Source organism: Roseivivax lentus, assembly GCF_900156805.1.
GTDB classification, from domain to species: Bacteria; Pseudomonadota; Alphaproteobacteria; order Rhodobacterales; family Rhodobacteraceae; genus Roseivivax; species Roseivivax lentus.
Genome location: NZ_FTOQ01000007.1, coordinates 55,422 through 73,809, shown reverse-complemented (window position 1 = coordinate 73,809; position 18,388 = coordinate 55,422). Strand labels below are relative to the sequence as shown.

Below are 18,388 nucleotides of genomic sequence, written 5' to 3'. Positions count from 1 at the left end.
AGGCCGGGACGCTCAGTTCGAGGCGACGCGCGGCAGGACGTGCCGGGCGCGCATGCCGGCATTGAGGATGATCTCGCTGGCCAGGTCGTCGGCCAGTTCGCGCGCGAAGGTCAGGCAGGCGATGCGGTCGAGCTTCGGGATGTAGCGGGCCGGGCCGTCGCTGGCGACGGCGACCACGGGCTCGATCCCGTCGGGCGACATGGCATCCGCCAGCCAGTCATTGAGCGTGACCGCCAGCGCCTGGCAATCCACGGCGCTCGGTCCGCGCAGCACGAAGGCGATGGCGCCGCCGCCCATATAGGTCATCTGCATGTCCTCGTCCCAGAGCAGCTCGGCCAGGATCTGCGCGACCGTCTGGACGTTCTGGCGGAAGACCGGCAGCGGACATTCCGCGTGCAGCTCCTCGATATTGACGATCTTGAGCACGCAGATGCGGAACCGCGAGAAGCTGGGCAGGCCCAGCAGCGTCTTTTCCATGTCCTCGTAGCTGACGGCCCCCGGCACCTTGCGCAGGGTGAAGGCGTCGGACAGCGCGGCGGGCAGATCCTTGGCCGGTGCCGTGCCCGCGGGTGCGGCCGGGGCGGCCTGGCTGGTCATCCGGCGCCGTGCGAGATCAACGCGGATGCCGATCTCGGCCTGCTCGAAGGGTTTCACGATGTAATCGGTGGCGCCCGCATCGAAGGCCTTGGTGATGTATTTGCTCTTGTCGAGGCGGGTGATCATGATGACCGGGGTCTCGGCATAGCGCGGCAGCGCGCGGATGCGGCGGCACAGCTCGATCCCGTCCATCTTCGGCATGCTCACGTCGAGAAGGAAGCAGTCGAAGGGACGCTCGGTCGCCGCCATCATGGCCAAAGCCGCCGCGCCGCTTTCGGCGAAGACCGCGTCGAAATAGCCCGCGCGGCTCAGCGAAATCTTGAGAAGGTCCCGGACAACGGGGTCGTCGTCGACGGCCAGTATTCGCATGTCGCTGCCCCTTTTGCGCAAAAATCAGGCGTCAAAAGGCCCCGGGAATGCGGCGAAGGTTGGACACTTTGCCGCCGCTTCCATGAAGAATCCGCTTAAACAGGCGCATATTCGCGCATTTCACGCCGACTATCCCAAAGTATAGTTCACGATCCATTCGCGCCGATGTTAACGCGCTTGTTTTCTGCCATTTCTGGTGCCGCATACTGCCCTTCCCGAAGTAAACTCAAATTGGTTAACCATGAATTCTTTAGCCCGCCTCATCCTCTGCATTGCCGCGCTCGGTCTCGCCGCGTTCTGGCATCCCGCCCCTGTCGCGGCCAACGACCTGCCCGTGCCCGAGGGTCCCGTCCTTCTGACGGTGACCGGCGCAATTGACACGACGAACGCCGAAGACGCGGCACATTTCGATCTGGACATGCTGCAGGCAGTCGGCACCGAGACCTTCGAAACCTCCACGATCTGGACCGAAGGTACGCAAAGCTTCACCGGCGTGCCGCTGCAGGCGCTGATGGCACGGCTCGGCGTCGACCAAGGCACGATAAGGGCCACGGCGATCAACGATTACGCCATCGAGATCCCGCTCGACGATCCGACCTCGCAGGCGGCGATCCTGGCCTTCGCCATCGACGGCAGTCCGATTTCACGACGGCAGAAGGGGCCGCTCTGGCTGGTCTATCCCTTCGACTCGGGCACGCAATTCCGGTCGGAAGTGATCTATGCCCGCAGCATCTGGCAATTGGACCGCATCCACGTCCTGCCCTGACACGCGATCCGCGCGGCCGGGCAAGCGGCGTCGAGCCTCCTCAGGCGGGCGCCGCTGAAGCACGCCACCCGATCAGCATGGAGTCAGAAATACGAGCTGCTGGGGCCAAGCACCCTCAGTCGATCTGCGCCTCGCGGGCGAGCAGCGCCGCCTGGGTGCGGTTGCGCACGTCGAGCTTGCGGAATAACGTCTTCATGTGAAGCTTGACCGTCGGCTCCGAGATCGCGAGGTCGCGGGCGATTTCCTTGTTGGACTTGCCGGCGACGACACCTCTCAGCACGTCCCGCTCGCGCGGAGTCAGCGTCTCGGCCAGCGGATGGCCGGGCGCCGGCGCGTCGGCGGTCAGGAAGTCGATCGGCGCGTATTGCTCGCCCATCGCCATGAACTTGATCGCCCGCACCAGCGATTGCGCGCCAAGCGTCTTCGGGATGAACCCCGCAGCCCCCATGCCCAGCGCCTCTTCCGCCACCGCGCGCGACGCCTCGCCCGACATCAGCGCGACACGCTGACCGCCGCCGCTCAGCGTCATCGCCTCGGCGAGGCTCGCGAGGCCCTTCATGCCCGGCATCCGGAAATCGAGCAGGATCAGATCGAAGCGCGGACCCTCTGTGACCCGTGTGCGGACCTCGTCGTAGGAGGCGGCCTGTTCGGCCTCGACGCCCTCTTCACCCGCGAGATAGGCGACGAGCGTGTCGCGCAAAAGGTCGTGGTCATCGGCAATCAGCACGCGCACATGAGGGCTCCGGTGTTCCAGACATTCGGGCACCGACCGCCCGATGAGGCGCTCGGGATGCAATACTATCCCCTTCAAGGCAAGACTTGGTAGATGTCATAGCGTCACGTCACGACAGGTGCGGCGCCCGGGGCACGGCGGCCAAACGGCCCGGCGCGGCGCACCACAGCCCCACAACCGCTTGCCAACAGGATGGAATTTTCTGGTCGCGCAGATCCTTTCGGCTATGCTCGGGGCGATTTTCCGACGCGGCGTGTATGGCACTCGATATTTCAAGATTCCTCGCGAAACGCGGCATTGCGGGCCTCGTCCTGCTGGCTGCAGTCTGTCTGCCGCTGATCGCGGTGATGGTGCAGGATGTGGTGCGCGATCTGCGCCTGCTGCGCTCGGCCTCGACCGACAACATGCTCTGGACGCTGTCCCAGGCCGAAATCGAGTTCCAGGAATTCCGCCGCGAATCCTACCTGGTGGCGCTTGGGCGCACCCGCGAGCTGGAGCAGGTGCGCACCGAGTTCGACATTTTCTACAGCCGCGTGGCCACGCTCGAGGTCAGCGCGCAATTCGCGTCGCTGCGCGCGCAGCCCGATTTCGCCGCGGCGCTGGCCGAGCTGCGCGGATTTCTGGACACCGCCGTTCCGCTCATCGACGGCCCCGACACGGTGTTGCGCGCGGAGATCCGGAACTGGCCGCCGCAGCTCGAAGAATTGCGCACGGCGGTGCGCGCGCTTGCAATATCGGGCCTGAGCGTGTTCGCCGCCAATTCCGAGGCGCGGCGCGACAGGATCGCGCTGACGCTCAGCCGGGTGGCGCTGCTGACCACCGCACTCATCCTGGCGATGGCGTTGATGCTGGTGCTGCTGCGCCGGATCACGGACCGGCTGCAGGAGCGCAGCCGGTTGCTGGGCGCGGCCAATACCCGGCTCAACACCATTCTCGACACCACCCATGACGGCATCGTCGTCGCCGACCGTCATGGCCGTATCCTGCAATTCAACGCCGCTGCCGAGGCCATGTTCGGCCGCTCCGCCGCCGAGGTGACAACGCTGCGCTTTACGCGTTTCCTGCGCGAAGGGCCCGGAAAGGGCGACGCTGGCGGCACCCTGCGCCTGCAGGATCTCGCCGGACGCGGGCAATTGACCATGGAAGGCCTGCGCCCCGATGGCACCGCCTTTCCCATCGAGATCGCACTCGCCCGCGCCGAAGCGGGCGGCGAGGACATCTTCATCTGCTCGGTAAGCGATATCTCCGAAAGCGTCGCGGCGGCGCGCGAGCTTGTTGAGGCCCATGACCAGGCGGTTGCGGGCGAGAAGGCCAAGTCCGACTTCCTTGCCGTGATGACGCACGAGATCCGCACGCCGCTCACCGGCCTTCTGGGCAATCTGAACCTGATGCAGACCACAGAAATGTCGGAGGATCAGACGCGCTATTCCCGCAACATGGCCATCTCGGGCGATATCCTGATGCGGCAGGTGGATGCGGTGATGGACCTCACAAGACTCGAGGCGCAGCCATCCCCCCGCCCCGCCGAGCCGGTGCATCTGGGCCAGCTTCTGCAGGACGTGGTGGACGGGCAGAGCAGCGCGGCCTTGGCGCGCGGCACGCAGCTTTCCTGGCACTGGATCGGCGCGCCGGTCGGCTGGGTCTCGGTCGATCCCGTGCCGCTCGAGCAGATCCTGCTCAATCTCGTGGGCAACGCGATCAAGTTCACCGAGGCGGGCCAGGTCACCATCGAGGCCGAGGCGCTGCCCGAGGCACCCGATCCGGGGCAGGTCGCGGTGGAAATGCGGGTGATCGACACCGGGATCGGCATCGAGGAGGCGGCGCTAGAGACGGTGTTCGACGATTTCACCACCGTCGATACGAGCTACCGGCGCAAGACCGGCGGCACCGGGCTCGGCCTTGCCATCGCGCGGCGCCTGACCGAAAGCCTCGGCGGCGAGATCGGCGCGGAAAGCACGCCGGGCGTGGGCAGCGTCTTCTGGCTGCGTCTGACGCTGCCGCGCGCGGCGGCCCCCGCCGACGGCGCGCCCCGGGAGGCCAGGGATGTGGCCCCCAACGCAGCGCCGGGGCCGCTCGACATCCTCGTGGTCGAGGATAACGACATCAACCGCGACCTCGTGCGCGAGATGCTGGAGACGCTGGGGCATCGCCCGGTGACGGTCGCCGACGGACAGGCCGGGGTCGCCATGGCCATGGCACGGCGCTTCGACCTGATCCTGATGGATATCGCGATGCCGGTCATGGACGGCCTGGAGGCCGCGCGCCGCATCCATGCCTCGGAAGGTCCGTCGGCGGGCTCGCCGATCTTGGCGCTCTCGGCCAACGTGCTGGCGCGCAACCAGGCGCGCTTCGCCGCGGCGGGCCTGCAGGGCTTTCTCGAGAAACCCTTCACCCGGGACGCGCTGCATGCGGCGATCACCGGCGCGATCCTCGATCCCGCCGTCTCGGATCCCGCACCCGCCCCGCAGCACGCGCGCCCCTCGGGCCCTTCCGAGGCGACGGTCGCAAAGCTGCACGCCGCGCTCTCTGCCGAAGTGGCCGACCTCGCCGATTGGTTGTCGCAGGCCGATCCCACAACCCCGGGCGTCGATGCGCGTTGCCACAAGATCGCAGGCACCGCCGCCGCGCTGGAGCACGTCGCGCTGCGCGATGCGCTCATCGCCATCGAGGAAGCCGCTGTGGAGGGCGATGCCGGTGCGTTCCGGCGCCTCGTCATCCGCCTACAGAGGCTCGTCGCGCAGGATTGCCCCGACGATATCCGTCAGGCGGCGCCACGCCGCGCAGGCGCCTGAGACGCCCCTTCAGAGCACTTCGTAGACATGCACGCGGTGGGTGATCTCGGGCTCGCCGTAAGGCATCGACTGGAACGGGGCCGTCGAGAAGACCTCGCGCCAGAGCCCGGCCGACTCCAGCCGCGCGACCGCGCCGGGGAAGTCCGGGTCCTGCCCCGCATCGGCGCGCAGCGAGAATAGCACGAGCCCTCCCGGACGCGTCACCCGGATCAGATCGTCGAAGGACGAGGCCGGCGCGTGGCCCGGCGAGATGCATCCGCAGGCGAAGGTCGCGGCGAAATGATCGTCCGGGAAATCGAGCCGTCCGCCCAGCGCCATCGCGCGCAGCTCCGCGTAGAGACCCTTGCCCTCGGCCACGGCCAGCATGCCTTCGGAAAGGTCGATGCCGATCAGCGGACCATACCCCAGAAGCGCCAGCGGCTCGGACTGGATGCCGCCGCCGCAGCCCGCGTCTAGGATGGGCCCCGCACCGCGCGGCACATAAGCCGCGAAGACCGCCGCGAAGGCCGCCGGCAAGCGGTAGCCCATCGCGCAGAGATCGCGCTCGTAACGCTCCGCCCAATCGTCATAGGCGGCGCGCGCCTCGTCGCGCGTGCGCGCCCCGTAGACCCGGTCGAGATGTGTGTCGGACATGGCGCTCCCCTTCTCCTGCCCGACCAGCCTAGTCAGGACCCGGGCTGGGGCAAGCCCCCGCCAGGCGGGGCCACGACGACGCCGGTCTCCCACTCCGCGCAGCTTCGGGCCAGCGCATCGGGCAGAACGGCGTCGGTGAAGAAGGTGTCGATCTCAGCCAGCGTGGCGATCAGCGCGGGCGCGGAGCGGGTGAATTTCGACCGATCGGCCACCAGGAAGGTGCGCCGGGTCTGCGCGAGGATGGTCTGGCTGACGCCCACCTCCTCGATGTCGAAGTCCAGAAGATCGCCCTCTTCGCTCAGCGCCGAGCAGCCGATCACCGCAAGGTCGAACTTGAACTTGCGGATCGTCTCGGCCGCGAGGTTGCCCACCAGCCCGCCATCGGAGCGTCTCAGTCTGCCGCCCGTCACCACGACTTCGCAGCCTTCGTTCGCGGCGAGGATATTGGCCACGTTCATGTTGTTGGTCACGACGAGCAGGTTCGCATGCTGGCCCAGCGCATGGGCGACGGCCTCGGTCGAGGTGCCGATATTGAGAAAGATCGAGATGTTGTCGGGGATCTCGGCGGCGCAGGCCGCGGCGATGGCCGTCTTGGCATCGGTATTGAGCGCGCGGCGCTCCTCGTAGCCGATATTGGTGATGCCCGACGGCAGCACGGCGCCGCCATGCACCCGGTCGAGCCGCCCCGCCTCGGCCAGATCCGAAAGGTCGCGCCGGATGGTCTGCAGCGTCACGCCGAAATGCGCGGCGAGCCCCTCGACGGTGACGCGCCCGTCGCGCCGGGCGATGTCGATGATCTCGCTATGCCGGAATGTCTGGGACATCGTGGCTTTCGTTTTCGTTCGCTTGGCACGCATCTGCCGCGCGGTGAGTGGATGGCGCGCCGGGCCCCGGACCCGGAAGCGATTCGCTTTTCCGCCTGTTTTTGAGACACCTGACCAGAATTGAGGCATTACGTCCCGTGTCAGGATTGTTCGGACGCTGCCGACAAAATCAAGAAAAATCAGCAAAAGCGAAAATAAACGAAAAAGAGCTTGATTGCCGCATGCCGGTTTGCGACGATCTTCCTGCCTGTTGTTTTGGGAGGAGCGGCATGGCCCAGCGGCCAGATACGGATATCAGCGATTTGTTCATCATCGGCGGCGGCATCAACGGATGCGGCATCGCTCGGGATGCGGCTGGCCGGGGTCTGTCCGTCACGCTGGCCGAGATGAACGATCTGGCCTCCGCCACCTCCTCTGCCTCGACGAAGCTGTTCCATGGCGGTCTGCGCTACCTCGAATATTTCGAATTCCGGCTGGTCCGCGAAGGGCTGATCGAGCGCGAGACGCTGTTGCGCGCGATGCCGCATATCAGCTGGCCGATGCGATTCGTGCTTCCTTATCATAAGGATATGCGGTTCGAGAGTGAGACGCCGACCTCGAAACTGCTGTCGGTGGTGATGCCCTGGATGAAGGGGCGCCGCCCGGCCTGGCTCATTCGGCTGGGGCTTTTCATGTACGACACTCTCGGCGGGCGGAAGATCCTGCCGGGCACGTCGACCCTCGATCTGACGGGCGTTCCCGAGGGCGCGCCGCTCGAGGATCGCTTCGAGCAGGCGTTCGAATATTCCGATTGCTGGATAGAGGATTCGCGCCTCGTCGTGCTGAATGCCCGCGACGCCGAAGCGCGCGGCGCCGAGATCCTGACCCGCACGAAGGTTCTGAGCGCCGAGCGCGCGGACGATCTGTGGCAGATCAAAACGCAAGAAAACGAAAACGGCCCCGTGCGGGTGCATCACGCCCGGATGCTGGTCAATGCGGGCGGGCCCTGGGTCGGCGACATCATCCAGACCAAGGTGCGGCTCAACACCCGCGAAGGCGTGCGGCTGGTGCGCGGCAGCCATATCGTGACCCGCAAGCTCTACGATCACGACAAGTGCTACTTCTTCCAGGGCACCGACGGGCGGATTATATTCGCCATTCCCTACGAGACCGATTTCACCCTGATCGGCACCACCGATGCCGAACATGCCGATCCCGCCGAAAAGCCGGTCGCGACGGAAGCCGAGCAACGCTACCTGATCGACTTCTCCAACCAGTATTTCAAGCGCGAGATCACCCCGAACGACATCGTCTGGACCTATTCGGGCGTCCGGCCGCTCTATGACGACGGGGCCTCCAGCGCGACGGCGGCCACCCGCGACTACACGCTCAAGGTCGATGCCGATGGCGGCGCGCCGATGCTCAACGTCTTCGGCGGCAAGATCACCACCTATCGCCGGCTGGCCGAGGCCGCGCTCGAGAAGATCGGCGCCCATCTTTCCGTGGCCAAGGGCCCGTGGACCGCGGGCGTGCCCCTGCCCGGCGGGGACTTTCCGGTGGATGGCGTGACCGCCCGGATCGAGGCGCTGAAGGCCCGCTACCCGTTCCTGACCGATCGCTGGGCCCGCCGTCTCGTGCGCGCCTACGGCACCGAGGCCGCGGAGGTCCTGGGCGACGCCAAGGACGCCGGAGCACTTGGGAAAAGCTTCGGCGCGGACCTCACGGAAGCCGAAATTCGCTGGCTCATGGCGCGCGAATACGCTCAGACTGCGGAGGACGTCGTCTGGCGGCGCAGCAAACTCGGCCTTCGCATGACGGAACAGGATATTGCCGCGCTCGACGCCTTCATGGCCCAAGCGCATCACGGTCACGCGCGCGCGGCGGAATGAGAGGACACAGGCGATGACGCTCGAACTCAAAGGCGTATCGAAGACGGTCGAGGGCCAGACGCATATCTACCCCACCGATCTGACGCTGGAAAAAGGCACGATGAACGTCCTGCTGGGGCCGACCTCGTCGGGCAAGACCTCGCTGATGCGGCTCATGGCGGGGCTCGACGTGCCGGCCACGGGGCAGATCTTCTGGCAGGGGCAGGACGTGACCGGCCAGCGCGTGCAGGACCGCAAGGTCGCCATGGTCTACCAGCAATTCATCAACTACCCCTCGATGACGGTCTACGACAACGTCGCCTCGCCGATGAAGCTGATGGGCGTGGACGCCGCCGAGATCGACCGCCGCGTGCGCGAGACCGCCGAATTGATGCAGCTGACGCCGATGCTCGACCGCAAGCCGCTGGAATTGTCCGGCGGCCAGCAGCAGCGCTGCGCGCTTGCGCGGGCGCTGGTGAAGAATGCAGGGCTCGTTCTGCTCGATGAGCCGCTGGCGAACCTCGATTACAAGCTGCGCGAGGAATTGCGCGTGGAGATCCCGAAGATCTTCGAGAAATCCGGCTCGATCTTCGTCTATGCCACGACCGAGCCCGAGGAGGCGCTGCTTCTTGGGGGCAATACCGCGACCTTGTGGGAGGGCCGGGTGACGCAGTTCGGCCCAACGCCCCATGTCTATCGCCAGCCGGTGGATGCCACCACCGCGCGGGTCTTCTCGGACCCGCCGATGAATTTCCTGCCGGTCTCGAAGACCGGATCGAAGCTGATGTTCGGCGACGGCCAAAGCGCCCCGGCCCGCGGCAAGCTCGCCGAGTTGCCAGACGGACGGTTCACCGCCGGGTTCCGGCCCAATCATCTGGAGCTCGGCAAACATGCCGAAGACGCGATGAAATTCACCACGCGGCTCGTTGTGACCGAGCTGACCGGATCGGAGACCTTCGTGCATCTCGACCATCAGGGACAACGATGGGTCGGCTTGATCCACGGCATTCACCATCTCGAGCTGGGGGCGGATCTGTCGGTCTATCTCGATCCCCGGCATGTCTATGTCTTCGGCGAGGACGGCGCGCTGATCGCGCCCGCCGCCTACGCGCTTGCGGCTTGAGGAGAGAGAGACATGGCCAAGATCACCCTCGACAACCTCGCCCATTCCTATCTGCCCAATCCCGGCAGCGAGGACGATTTCGCGCTGAAGGAGCTCAATCACGATTGGGAGGACGGCGCCGCCTATGCGCTTCTGGGCTCCTCGGGCTGCGGCAAATCCACGCTTCTCAACATCATCTCGGGGCTTCTGCAGCCGAGCCAGGGGCGCATTCTCTTCAACGACCGCGACGTGACGCATCAGGCGACCGCCGAGCGCAACATCGCCCAAGTCTTCCAGTTCCCGGTGGTCTACGACACCATGACGGTGCGCGACAACCTCGCCTTCCCGCTGCGCAATCGCGGCAATGACGAGGCCTATATCGCCGAGCGCGTGCAGGAAATCGGGCGCATGATCGACATGGAGGACATGCTCGACCGCAAGGCACGCGGGCTGACCGCCGATGCCAAGCAGAAGATCTCGCTCGGGCGCGGCATGGTACGCAAGGACGTGAACGCGCTTCTCTTCGACGAGCCGCTGACGGTGATCGACCCGCATATGAAGTGGGAGCTTCGAACCCAGCTGAAGAAGCTGCATCACGAGTTCGGCCACACCATGATCTACGTCACCCACGACCAGACCGAGGCGCTGACCTTCGCCGACAAGGTGGTGGTCATGTATGACGGGCGCGTCGTGCAGATCGGCACGCCCGACGAGCTGTTCGAGCGGCCCGAGCACACCTTCGTGGGCTATTTCATCGGCTCGCCGGGCATGAACGTGATCCCCGCGAAGGTCGAGGGGCGCACGGCCTATGTGGAAGGCTCCGAAGTGCCTCTGGGGGCAGGCTACGGCCCGCTCGAGGGCAAGGTCGAGCTGGGTGTGCGGCCCGAATTCGTGCGGCTTTCAGCTGATGAGGGGCTGCCGGTGAAGGTGCGCCGGGTCGAGGATGTGGGCCGGCACAAGATCATCCGGGCGGAGTTCTTCGGCAGCGATATCAACATCATCGCCGGCGAGGATGATGTGGTCGGCGCGGATATGAACCGCGTGGTGTTCGATCCGGCCCATGTGAACGTCTATGCCAACGATTGGCGCGTGCAGGGGGCAGCGGCGTGATGTGGGCGTTCCTTGATTATCCGCGCGTCGGGGCGGCGGGAGATCCTCGGGTCACGCCCGAGGATGACGGCGCTTCGTTCGACCGGAGGACGAGCCGCGCCGGCGCTGGACCGGGCCGAGTAAAGTGCCTGGCCCGAACAGCACCGAAGGTGCCGGGCCTTCGCCGGACCAGTCCCGGACGGTCTGGCGCAATGATGCCGACAGCGCACCGCTCCTCAAACGCAATGGCGTGGCGGGATAAAGCGCATCCCTCACCCCGGTCAGCGCCAGAGCACCGGCCCGGCGCAGCCCCGGCACGCAACGCTCCGCGTGTCGCCATTCAAACGATTTCCCGAAAGGCCCCGTGATGGAAAAGACCGTCAATCAGAAAGCCTGGTTCCTCGTCCTCCCGGTGCTGGTCCTCGTCGCCTTCTCGGCGGTGATCCCGCTGATGACCGTGGTGAACTACTCGGTGCAGGACACCTTCGGGAACAACCAGTTCTTCTGGGCCGGGCTCGAATGGTTCGAGGAGATGCTCGAGGACGAACGCATGTGGGACGCGCTGCAGCGCCAGCTCATGTTCTCGGGCATCATCCTTGCCATCGAGATCCCGCTCGGCATCTTCGTGGCGCTCAATATGCCGAAATCGGGCTTCTGGTCGTCCTTCTGCCTCGTGATGATGTCGCTGCCGCTGCTCATTCCGTGGAACGTGGTGGGCACGATCTGGCAGATCTTCGGCCGCGTCGATATCGGCCTTCTCGGCCACACGCTCGATGCGCTCGGGATAAGCTACAACTACACGCAGGATATCTTCGCGGCCTGGGTCACGATCATCGTCATGGATGTCTGGCACTGGACCTCGCTCGTGGCGCTTCTGGCCTTCGCGGGGCTCAAGTCGATCCCGGATGCCTATTACCAGGCCGCCAAGATCGACCAGGCGTCGCGCTGGAAGGTGTTCCGCTACATTGAGCTGCCGAAGATGATGGGCGTGCTGATGATCGCCATCCTCCTGCGCTTCATGGACAGCTTCATGATCTATACCGAGCCCTTCGTGGTCACCGGCGGCGGACCCGGCAACGCCACCACGCTTCTGTCGATCGACCTCGTGAAGATGGCGCTCGGTCAGTTCGACCTCGGCCCGGCGGCGGCGTTCTCGATCATGTATTTCCTCGTGATCCTGCTGATCTCCTGGGTGTTCTACACCGTCATGACCAACCTCGATAAGCGGGAGGGCTGAACCTGTGACCGATGCGACCGACCAGATCCCCGGCAAGCTGACCGCGCAGGGCTCGAACCGCCGCCCGCGCGTGTCGATCAACAGCCGTGCGGTGGTGATGACGCTCTATCTCACCTTCCTGCTGCTGCCGATCTACTGGCTTCTGAACATGAGCCTGAAGACAAACACCGAGATCCTGAACACCTTCACGCTCTGGCCGAACAACCTGACGCTGGAGAATTACGCCACGATCCTCACCGATCCGGCCTGGTATCTGGGTTACGTGAACTCGCTCATCTACGTGGTGATGAACACGGTGATCAGCCTCGCCGTGGCGCTGCCCGCGGCCTATGCCTTCTCGCGCTATCACTTCATGGGCGACAAGCACCTGTTCTTCTGGCTCCTGACGAACCGGATGGCCCCGCCGGCGGTCTTCGCCCTGCCCTTCTTCCAGCTCTATTCATCGGTCGGGCTGTTCGACACGCATATCGCCGTGGCGCTGGCGCATTGCCTCTTCAACGTGCCGCTCGCGGTGTGGATCCTCGAAGGCTTCATGCGCGGCGTGCCGAAGGAGATCGACGAGACCGCCTATCTCGACGGCTATTCCTTCGGGCGGTTCTTCGTGAAGATCTTCATGCCGCTGATCGCCTCGGGCATCGGCGTGGCCGCGTTCTTCTGCTTCATGTTCTCCTGGGTGGAGCTGCTTCTGTCGCGGACGCTGACCACGGTGGACGCGAAGCCCATCGCGGCGATCATGACGCGGACACAAGGGGCCGCGGGCATCGACTGGGGCGTGCTGGCGGCGGCCGGGGTTCTGACCATCGTGCCGGGCGCGCTCGTGATCTACTTCGTGCGCAACTACATCGCGAAGGGCTTCGCCTTGGGGCGGGTGTGATGAGGCGCGACGCTTTCCCCCACGCGCGGAGCCGCGCCAGCGCTGGACCGGGGTTCGGCGCTGCAACCGCCGAGGTCGCCGCTTTATACCGGCCACGGACCTCTGCTGCCCGAGCGGCGTGCAAGCGGCCCCAGAGCGCCGGACCGTCGGGCCGGTCCAGCGCTGGCGCGGCGGCCTCCGGCCTTGTTCCGCGCCTAAGTGCCCCGTTCAACCCGTTGCAAAAGGAGACCCTTTGACATGGCATGGATGGCATGGACCTGGCCCACGGCGATCTTCTTCATGGTCATCGCAGGCCTTCTGGTCACCTTCACGATCCTCGCGATCAAGTTTCCCGAAACCCCGCGCGTGGGCATCCTGCGCATCGAGACCACGCGGGGCGACCGGCTTTTCATCACCCTTCTGGGCTCGGCCTTCATCAACCTGGCCTGGCTCGGACTGATCGGGGCGAACCAACCCTTCGCCCTCATCGTCTGCCTGATCTATGCCGCGGCGGTCTTCCGCTGGGTCTAGGTGAGGCTCCGAATGCGCGCGCGACGAACGAGGACGTCCGCGTGTCCTGTCCACTTCCTCGGAATAACGGTTCAATCAGGGAGGAACCAATGAACCTGAGTTTGAAATCAACCACGGCCATGGCGCTCGCGCTCGGCCTCGCATCCGGACCGGCCTTTGCCGGGATGGACGAGGCCCGCGCCTTCCTCGACGAGGAAATCGGCGAGCTGTCCTCGCTCACCCGCGAGGAGCAGGAAGCGGAGATGCAGTTCTTCGTGGACGCCGCAGCCCCCTTCCAGGGCATGGAGATCAAGGTCGTCTCCGAAACCATCACCACCCATGAATACGAGAGCCAGGTCCTGGCCCCCGCATTCAGCGCCATCACCGGCATTCAGGTCACCCATGACCTGATCGGCGAAGGCGACGTGGTCGAGAAGCTGCAGACGCAGATGCAGTCGGGCGAGAACATCTACGACGCCTATATCAACGACAGCGACCTCATCGGCACCCACTGGCGCTACCAGCAGGTGCGCAACCTCACCGACTGGATGGCGAACGAAGGCGCGGACGTGACGCTGCCGACCCTCGACATCGAGGACTTCATCGGCACGGAATTCACCACCGCGCCCGACGGCAAGCTCTACCAGCTGCCCGACCAGCAATTCGCGAACCTCTACTGGTTCCGCTACGACTGGTTCAACGACGAGAAGAACAAGGCCGACTTCCAGGAAGCTTACGGCTACGAGCTCGGCGTTCCGGTCAACTGGTCGGCCTACGAGGACATCGCGGAGTTCTTCACCGGCCGCGACCTGTCGCATATGGGCGTCGAGGGCGAAGTCTTCGGCAACATGGATTACGGCAAGAAGGACCCCTCGCTCGGCTGGCGGTACACCGATGCGTGGATGTCCATGGCCGGCATGGGATCCGAAGGGGAGCCGAACGGCCTGCCGGTTGACGAATGGGGCATCCGGGTGAACGAGAACTCGCAGCCCGTGGGTTCCTGCGTCGCGCGCGGTGGGGCCACCAACTCGCCCGCCGCGGTCTATGCCGTGACCAAGGCGATCGAGTGGCTCAACAAGTACTCGCCGCCCGCCGCTGCCGGCATGACCTTCTCCGAGGCCGGCCCGATCCCGGCGCAGGGCAACGTCGCCCAGCAGATGTTCTGGTACACCGCCTTCACCGCCGCCACGGTCGAGCCCGACCTGCCGGTGATGAACGAGGACGGCACGCCCAAGTGGCGCATGGCCCCCTCGCCGCACGGCGTCTACTGGACCGAAGGCACCAAGATCGGCTACCAGGACGTGGGGTCCTGGACGCTGATGAAGTCGACGCCGGAAGACCGTGCGAAGGCGGCCTGGCTCTACGCCCAGTTCGTCACCTCGAAGACCGTGGACGTGAAGAAGGCGCATGTGGGCCTGACCTTCATCCGCGAATCCACCATCCAGCACGAAAGCTTCACCGAGCGCGCACCGCGTCTCGGCGGCCTGGTGGAATTCTACCGCTCCCCGGCCCGGACCCAGTGGTCGCCCACCGGCACCAACGTTCCGGACTACCCGAAGCTCGCGCAGCTCTGGTGGCAGAACATCGGCGACGCGATGTCCGGTGCGAAGACCCCGCAGGAAGCGCTCGATGCGCTCTGCGAGGACCAGGAAGACGTGCTCGCGCGTCTCGAGCGTGCCGGCATCCAGGGCGATATCGGTCCCAAGCTCAACGAAGAGCAGGATCCCGAGTACTGGCTGAGCCAGGAAGGCTCGCCCAAGGCCAAGCTCGAGAACGAGGACGAAGAGCCGATCACCATCTCCTACGATGAGCTGATCAAGTCCTGGCAGTAAACGATCCGGAACGGGGCCCCGCGCGGGCCCCGTTTCACCTTGAGCGATTGGGCCCGCGGGCCCGCCCAGGCTGGCCGCTCCCACCGACTGCCCCATTGACCGCCCCGGCAGCGCCCCCCCCTCCGCACCCGTCCCCACGCCCATTGCCGCGCGGCGGGACTTTCCATGCCCCGGCCCTGCATTACTTCAATTTCATGCAAAGCTTTTCATTGACCCTTCCCGGCCAGATCGATTTCGGCCGTGGCAGCGCCCAAAGCGCCGCCGAGCATGCCAGCCAATTGGGCGACAGCATCCTTCTGGTCCGATCCCGGTCGGCCGGTTTCGCCGATCAGGCGGTCCGCGACCTCGAAGCGCGCGGGCTGCGCGTCCGGGTGATCGAGGGCCGGGGCGAGCCCGCCCTGCCCGATCTCGAAACCCATCTCGCCGCCCTGCGCGCGGACCCGCCCGACGGCGTGCTGGCCATCGGCGGCGGATCGGTGATCGATCTCGGCAAGGCGCTGGCGGCGCTGCTGCCGCAGCCCGCGGCACCGCTCGATTATCTCGAAGTGGTGGGCGCGGGCCGGGCGCTCGATGCGGCGCCGCTGCCGCTGATCGCCCTGCCGACCACCGCCGGAACCGGGGCCGAGGCCACCAAGAACGCGGTGATCGGCGTGCCCGAGCACAGTCGCAAGGTCAGCCTGCGCGATGCGCGGATGCTGCCCCGGCGCGCCATCGTCGATCCCGCGCTGACCGATGGCTGCCCCCGCGACGTGACGCTGGCCTCGGGCCTCGACGCGCTGACGCAGGTGATCGAGCCGTTCCTCTCGGCGCGCGCCAACCCGGTGACCGACGCGCTCTGCCGCGACGCGATCCCCCGTGCGCTCGAGGCGCTGGACTGGCTGATGTCGGAGGAAAACCCGGCGATGCGGGACGAGCTGGCCTATGCCAGCCTCATGGGCGGCATCGCGCTGGCGAATGCGGGCCTCGGTGCGGTGCACGGGCTTGCGGGCGTGATCGGCGGGCGCACGGGCATGGCCCATGGCGCGCTTTGCGGGCGGCTTCTGGTGCCGGTCCTGCGGGCCAATGCCGCGGCCCTTGCCAGCGACCGCGCCGCAACCGAACGGATGGATTGGGTCTTGCGTGTGCTGGCGAACCAGTTCGGCGTGCCGAAGCGCGACGCGCTCGATGCCGCGCAGGATTGGATCGACGCGCAGGGCCTGCCCTTCATCGACCGGCCCGACCCCGACGAGGCGACACGCGCCGAATGGGTCGCGGATGCGGCGGCCTCCTCCTCGATGAAGGCCAACCCGGTCGAACTTGGCACCGAGGCGCTGATGCAGGTGGTCAATGCCGCCTGCGCCGATCCACGCGCCTGAGCCAGCCTTGCGGAAAAGCCGATCCGCCGCGCCTGCCCCGGGCGCGCCAACGCCGGGACGGCCCCCGCGCCATCCGGGGCGCCCTATGAGCCGCGTCCCGGACGCCCCGCCGCAATGGCGACGGCCCGGAGACGGCGCCGAACGCCCGTTTTGGCCGAATCCCCCCTCGACGTAACTGCGCTTGGCGCATAGGCTTTTGCCAAGCGCCCGCAGCGGCGCTCGTCATAAGGGAGGAAAACATGACCACATTCACACTGGGCCGCCGCGCCCTGATCGCCGCCACGGCGGCTGCCCTGAGCTTCGGCACGCCGGTCTTCGCGGGCGGGCATCAGGTTGTCGAAAGCATCCATTTCCTGATCCCCGGCGGCGCCGGCGGCGGCTGGGACGGCACCGCGCGCGGCACCGGCGAGGCGCTGACCAATGCCGGTCTCGTGGGCACCGCATCCTACGAGAACATGTCGGGCGGCGGTGGCGGCAAGGCCATCGGCTACATGATCGAGAATGCCGAGAGCCTCGACAACGTGCTGATGGTGAACTCCACCCCCATCGTGATCCGCTCGCTCACCGGCGTCTTCCCGCAAAGCTTCCGCGACCTGACGCTCGTGGCCGGCACGATCGGCGATTATGCCGCGATCGTTGTGCCCGCGGACAGCCCTCTGAATTCGATGGGTGAGCTTCTGGAAACCTACAAGGCCGATCCCAACGCCTTCGCCGTGGGCGGCGGTTCGGTGCCGGGCGGCATGGACCACCTCGTCGCCGCGATGACGATGAAGGCCGCGGGCGAGGATCCGACGGCGGTCAAGTACATCCCCTACGACGCGGGCGGCAAGGCCATGGCGGCGCTGCTCTCGGGCGAGATCCAGGCGCTGTCCACGGGCTTCTCGGAAGCCGTGGCGCTGGCCGAACAGGGCGAGGTGAAGATCCTCGGCGTGACCGCGGATGAACGCGTGCCGGCCTACGAGGATGCCCCGACCATGCAGGAACAGGGCATCGACACGACCTTCATCAACTGGCGCGGCTTCTTTGCGGCACCGGGGCTCGACGAGGCCAAGGTCGCAGCCTTCCAGGACGCCATCGCCAAGATGTACGACACGCCCGAATGGGAAGAGGTGCGCGCCCGCAACGGCTGGGTCAACATCCACAACCCGGGCGACGAGTTCCGTGCCTTCCTGGAGAGCCAGGAGCAGGAAATCGGCGACCTGATGCGCGAGCTGGGCTTCCTCTGAGCCCTGCCCCCGGCGCGCCCGATCCCGGTCCGGCGCGCCGGAATTTTCGCAAAATTCCGAACGGATTTTTCACGAAAAATCCGCGCCCCCGGTGACCGGATCGCCCTTGCCCGAACGGAGGATCCCATGGCTCTCGACCGCTGGATCGCCCTCATCATCCTCGGCATCTGCCTCGCCTATGGCTATGCCGCCTTCTTCACCATGGACCAGCTCTTGCCGCCCTTCATGCAGCGCAACCCGATCTGGCCCTCGACCTTCCCCAAGGTCCTGTCGGTGCTGGCGATCCTGACCGCGCTCATCATCGTTCTGGGGCTCGAGAAACCCGCCGATGAGGCCAATACCCCCGATATCGACTACCGCCGCCTGGGCGATTATCACATCTACAAAGCGCTTTCCCTGCTGGGGCTCATGGTGCTCTACGCGCTGATGCTGCGGCCCGCGGGCTTCATCCTGGCCACGATCGGCTTTCTTGCGGGCGGCGCGATCATCCTCGGCGAGCGCAAGTTCCACTACCTCATCCCGATCACCGCGCTGGCCACCGGCATCGTCTGGTATCTGGTCGAGGGCGTTCTCGGCATCTTCCTGCGGCCCTGGCCGTTCTTTCTGGGATAAGGAGCGCGCGT

General features: G+C 66.1%; 17 protein-coding genes. 13 read left to right on the top strand and 4 right to left on the bottom strand.

The features are described from left to right. Positions 1–12: 12 nt before the first annotated feature. Positions 13–966 carry a response regulator gene (locus BW990_RS12680; RefSeq protein WP_076448411.1) on the bottom strand — a complete coding sequence of 318 codons (954 nt, stop codon included), beginning with the start codon at positions 964–966 and terminating at the stop codon, positions 13–15. Between BW990_RS12680 and BW990_RS21865 the strand changes: the two genes are divergently transcribed. Together BW990_RS21865 and BW990_RS12675 are read left to right on the top strand one after the other, a co-directional pair. After that, positions 965–1,111: a hypothetical protein gene (locus BW990_RS21865; RefSeq protein ID WP_159441647.1), complete on the top strand. Its 147-nt coding sequence runs from the start codon at positions 965–967 to the stop codon at positions 1,109–1,111. The genes BW990_RS12680 and BW990_RS21865 overlap by 2 nt on opposite strands. A 96-nt stretch (positions 1,112–1,207) precedes the next feature. Continuing rightward, positions 1,208–1,732 (top strand): putative pterin-binding protein, encoded by a 525-nt coding sequence (locus BW990_RS12675; protein ID WP_083950588.1) that lies wholly within the window; start codon positions 1,208–1,210, stop codon positions 1,730–1,732. Positions 1,733–1,847: 115 nt separating this feature from the next. On the opposite strand, the gene BW990_RS12670 is transcribed toward BW990_RS12675, so the two are convergent. Further along, positions 1,848–2,465: a response regulator transcription factor gene (locus BW990_RS12670; protein WP_076448410.1), complete on the bottom strand. Its 618-nt coding sequence runs from the start codon at positions 2,463–2,465 to the stop codon at positions 1,848–1,850. Positions 2,466–2,722: 257 nt separating this feature from the next. On the opposite strand from BW990_RS12670, the gene BW990_RS12665 reads away from it, so the two are divergent. Beyond that, positions 2,723–5,257, top strand: a complete 2,535-nt coding sequence (locus BW990_RS12665; protein WP_076448409.1) for a hybrid sensor histidine kinase/response regulator — start codon at positions 2,723–2,725, stop codon at positions 5,255–5,257. A gap of 9 nt (positions 5,258–5,266) precedes the next feature. Here the strand turns inward: BW990_RS12665 and BW990_RS12660 are convergent, their stop codons facing one another. Together BW990_RS12660 and BW990_RS12655 are read right to left on the bottom strand one after the other, a co-directional pair. Next, positions 5,267–5,890 carry a class I SAM-dependent DNA methyltransferase gene (locus tag BW990_RS12660; protein ID WP_076448408.1) on the bottom strand — a complete coding sequence of 208 codons (624 nt, stop codon included), beginning with the start codon at positions 5,888–5,890 and terminating at the stop codon, positions 5,267–5,269. Positions 5,891–5,922: 32 nt separating this feature from the next. Further along, complete coding sequence (locus tag BW990_RS12655) at positions 5,923–6,714, bottom strand: DeoR/GlpR family DNA-binding transcription regulator (RefSeq protein ID WP_076448407.1); 792 nt, start codon at positions 6,712–6,714, stop codon at positions 5,923–5,925. Positions 6,715–6,983: 269 nt separating this feature from the next. Between BW990_RS12655 and glpD the strand changes: the two genes are divergently transcribed. The 10 genes from glpD (at position 6,984) to BW990_RS12605 (ending at position 18,377) form a co-directional block, all read left to right on the top strand. Continuing rightward, on the top strand, positions 6,984–8,582 hold the full coding sequence (glpD, locus tag BW990_RS12650) for a glycerol-3-phosphate dehydrogenase (protein WP_076448406.1): 1,599 nt from the start codon (positions 6,984–6,986) through the stop codon (positions 8,580–8,582). A 13-nt stretch (positions 8,583–8,595) separates the two neighbouring features. Next, positions 8,596–9,684, top strand: coding sequence for an ABC transporter ATP-binding protein (locus BW990_RS12645; RefSeq protein WP_076448405.1), 1,089 nt, complete (start codon positions 8,596–8,598; stop codon positions 9,682–9,684). A 12-nt stretch (positions 9,685–9,696) separates the two neighbouring features. Then, positions 9,697–10,773 (top strand): ABC transporter ATP-binding protein, encoded by a 1,077-nt coding sequence (locus tag BW990_RS12640; protein WP_076448404.1) that lies wholly within the window; start codon positions 9,697–9,699, stop codon positions 10,771–10,773. Positions 10,774–11,119: 346 nt separating this feature from the next. Then, positions 11,120–11,989, top strand: a complete 870-nt coding sequence (locus tag BW990_RS12635; RefSeq protein ID WP_076448403.1) for a carbohydrate ABC transporter permease — start codon at positions 11,120–11,122, stop codon at positions 11,987–11,989. A 4-nt stretch (positions 11,990–11,993) separates the two neighbouring features. Then, complete coding sequence (locus BW990_RS12630; RefSeq protein ID WP_407690137.1) at positions 11,994–12,863, top strand: carbohydrate ABC transporter permease; 870 nt, start codon at positions 11,994–11,996, stop codon at positions 12,861–12,863. A gap of 237 nt (positions 12,864–13,100) precedes the next feature. Beyond that, positions 13,101–13,373, top strand: coding sequence for a DUF2160 domain-containing protein (locus BW990_RS12625; RefSeq protein ID WP_076448402.1), 273 nt, complete (start codon positions 13,101–13,103; stop codon positions 13,371–13,373). Positions 13,374–13,462: 89 nt separating this feature from the next. Continuing rightward, positions 13,463–15,184 carry an ABC transporter substrate-binding protein gene (locus BW990_RS12620; RefSeq protein ID WP_076448401.1) on the top strand — a complete coding sequence of 574 codons (1,722 nt, stop codon included), beginning with the start codon at positions 13,463–13,465 and terminating at the stop codon, positions 15,182–15,184. A gap of 194 nt (positions 15,185–15,378) precedes the next feature. Beyond that, the gene (locus tag BW990_RS12615) at positions 15,379–16,539 is read left to right on the top strand and encodes an iron-containing alcohol dehydrogenase (protein ID WP_076448507.1); all 1,161 of its coding nucleotides are present in this window, start codon (positions 15,379–15,381) and stop codon (positions 16,537–16,539) included. A gap of 239 nt (positions 16,540–16,778) precedes the next feature. Continuing rightward, positions 16,779–17,765, top strand: a complete 987-nt coding sequence (locus tag BW990_RS12610; protein WP_076448400.1) for a tripartite tricarboxylate transporter substrate binding protein — start codon at positions 16,779–16,781, stop codon at positions 17,763–17,765. Positions 17,766–17,891: 126 nt separating this feature from the next. Then, the gene (locus BW990_RS12605) at positions 17,892–18,377 is read left to right on the top strand and encodes a tripartite tricarboxylate transporter TctB family protein (RefSeq protein ID WP_076448399.1); all 486 of its coding nucleotides are present in this window, start codon (positions 17,892–17,894) and stop codon (positions 18,375–18,377) included. Positions 18,378–18,388 lie beyond the last annotated feature (11 nt).

Bases quoted from the DNA above. Each gene is read 5' to 3' on its own strand.
- BW990_RS21865 (WP_159441647.1), top strand. From the start codon at position 965: ATGTCGCTGCCCCTTTTGCGCAAAAATCAGGCGTCAAAAGGCCCCGGG.
- BW990_RS12680 (WP_076448411.1), bottom strand. From the start codon at position 966: ATGCGAATACTGGCCGTCGACGACGACCCCGTTGTCCGGGACCTTCTC.
- BW990_RS12675 (WP_083950588.1), top strand. From the start codon at position 1,208: ATGAATTCTTTAGCCCGCCTCATCCTCTGCATTGCCGCGCTCGGTCTC.
- BW990_RS12665 (WP_076448409.1), top strand. From the start codon at position 2,723: ATGGCACTCGATATTTCAAGATTCCTCGCGAAACGCGGCATTGCGGGC.
- BW990_RS12660 (WP_076448408.1), bottom strand. From the start codon at position 5,890: ATGTCCGACACACATCTCGACCGGGTCTACGGGGCGCGCACGCGCGAC.
- BW990_RS12655 (WP_076448407.1), bottom strand. From the start codon at position 6,714: ATGTCCCAGACATTCCGGCATAGCGAGATCATCGACATCGCCCGGCGC.
- glpD (WP_076448406.1), top strand. From the start codon at position 6,984: ATGGCCCAGCGGCCAGATACGGATATCAGCGATTTGTTCATCATCGGC.
- BW990_RS12645 (WP_076448405.1), top strand. From the start codon at position 8,596: ATGACGCTCGAACTCAAAGGCGTATCGAAGACGGTCGAGGGCCAGACG.
- BW990_RS12640 (WP_076448404.1), top strand. From the start codon at position 9,697: ATGGCCAAGATCACCCTCGACAACCTCGCCCATTCCTATCTGCCCAAT.
- BW990_RS12635 (WP_076448403.1), top strand. From the start codon at position 11,120: ATGGAAAAGACCGTCAATCAGAAAGCCTGGTTCCTCGTCCTCCCGGTG.
- BW990_RS12625 (WP_076448402.1), top strand. From the start codon at position 13,101: ATGGCATGGATGGCATGGACCTGGCCCACGGCGATCTTCTTCATGGTC.
- BW990_RS12620 (WP_076448401.1), top strand. From the start codon at position 13,463: ATGAACCTGAGTTTGAAATCAACCACGGCCATGGCGCTCGCGCTCGGC.
- BW990_RS12615 (WP_076448507.1), top strand. From the start codon at position 15,379: ATGCAAAGCTTTTCATTGACCCTTCCCGGCCAGATCGATTTCGGCCGT.
- BW990_RS12610 (WP_076448400.1), top strand. From the start codon at position 16,779: ATGACCACATTCACACTGGGCCGCCGCGCCCTGATCGCCGCCACGGCG.
- BW990_RS12605 (WP_076448399.1), top strand. From the start codon at position 17,892: ATGGCTCTCGACCGCTGGATCGCCCTCATCATCCTCGGCATCTGCCTC.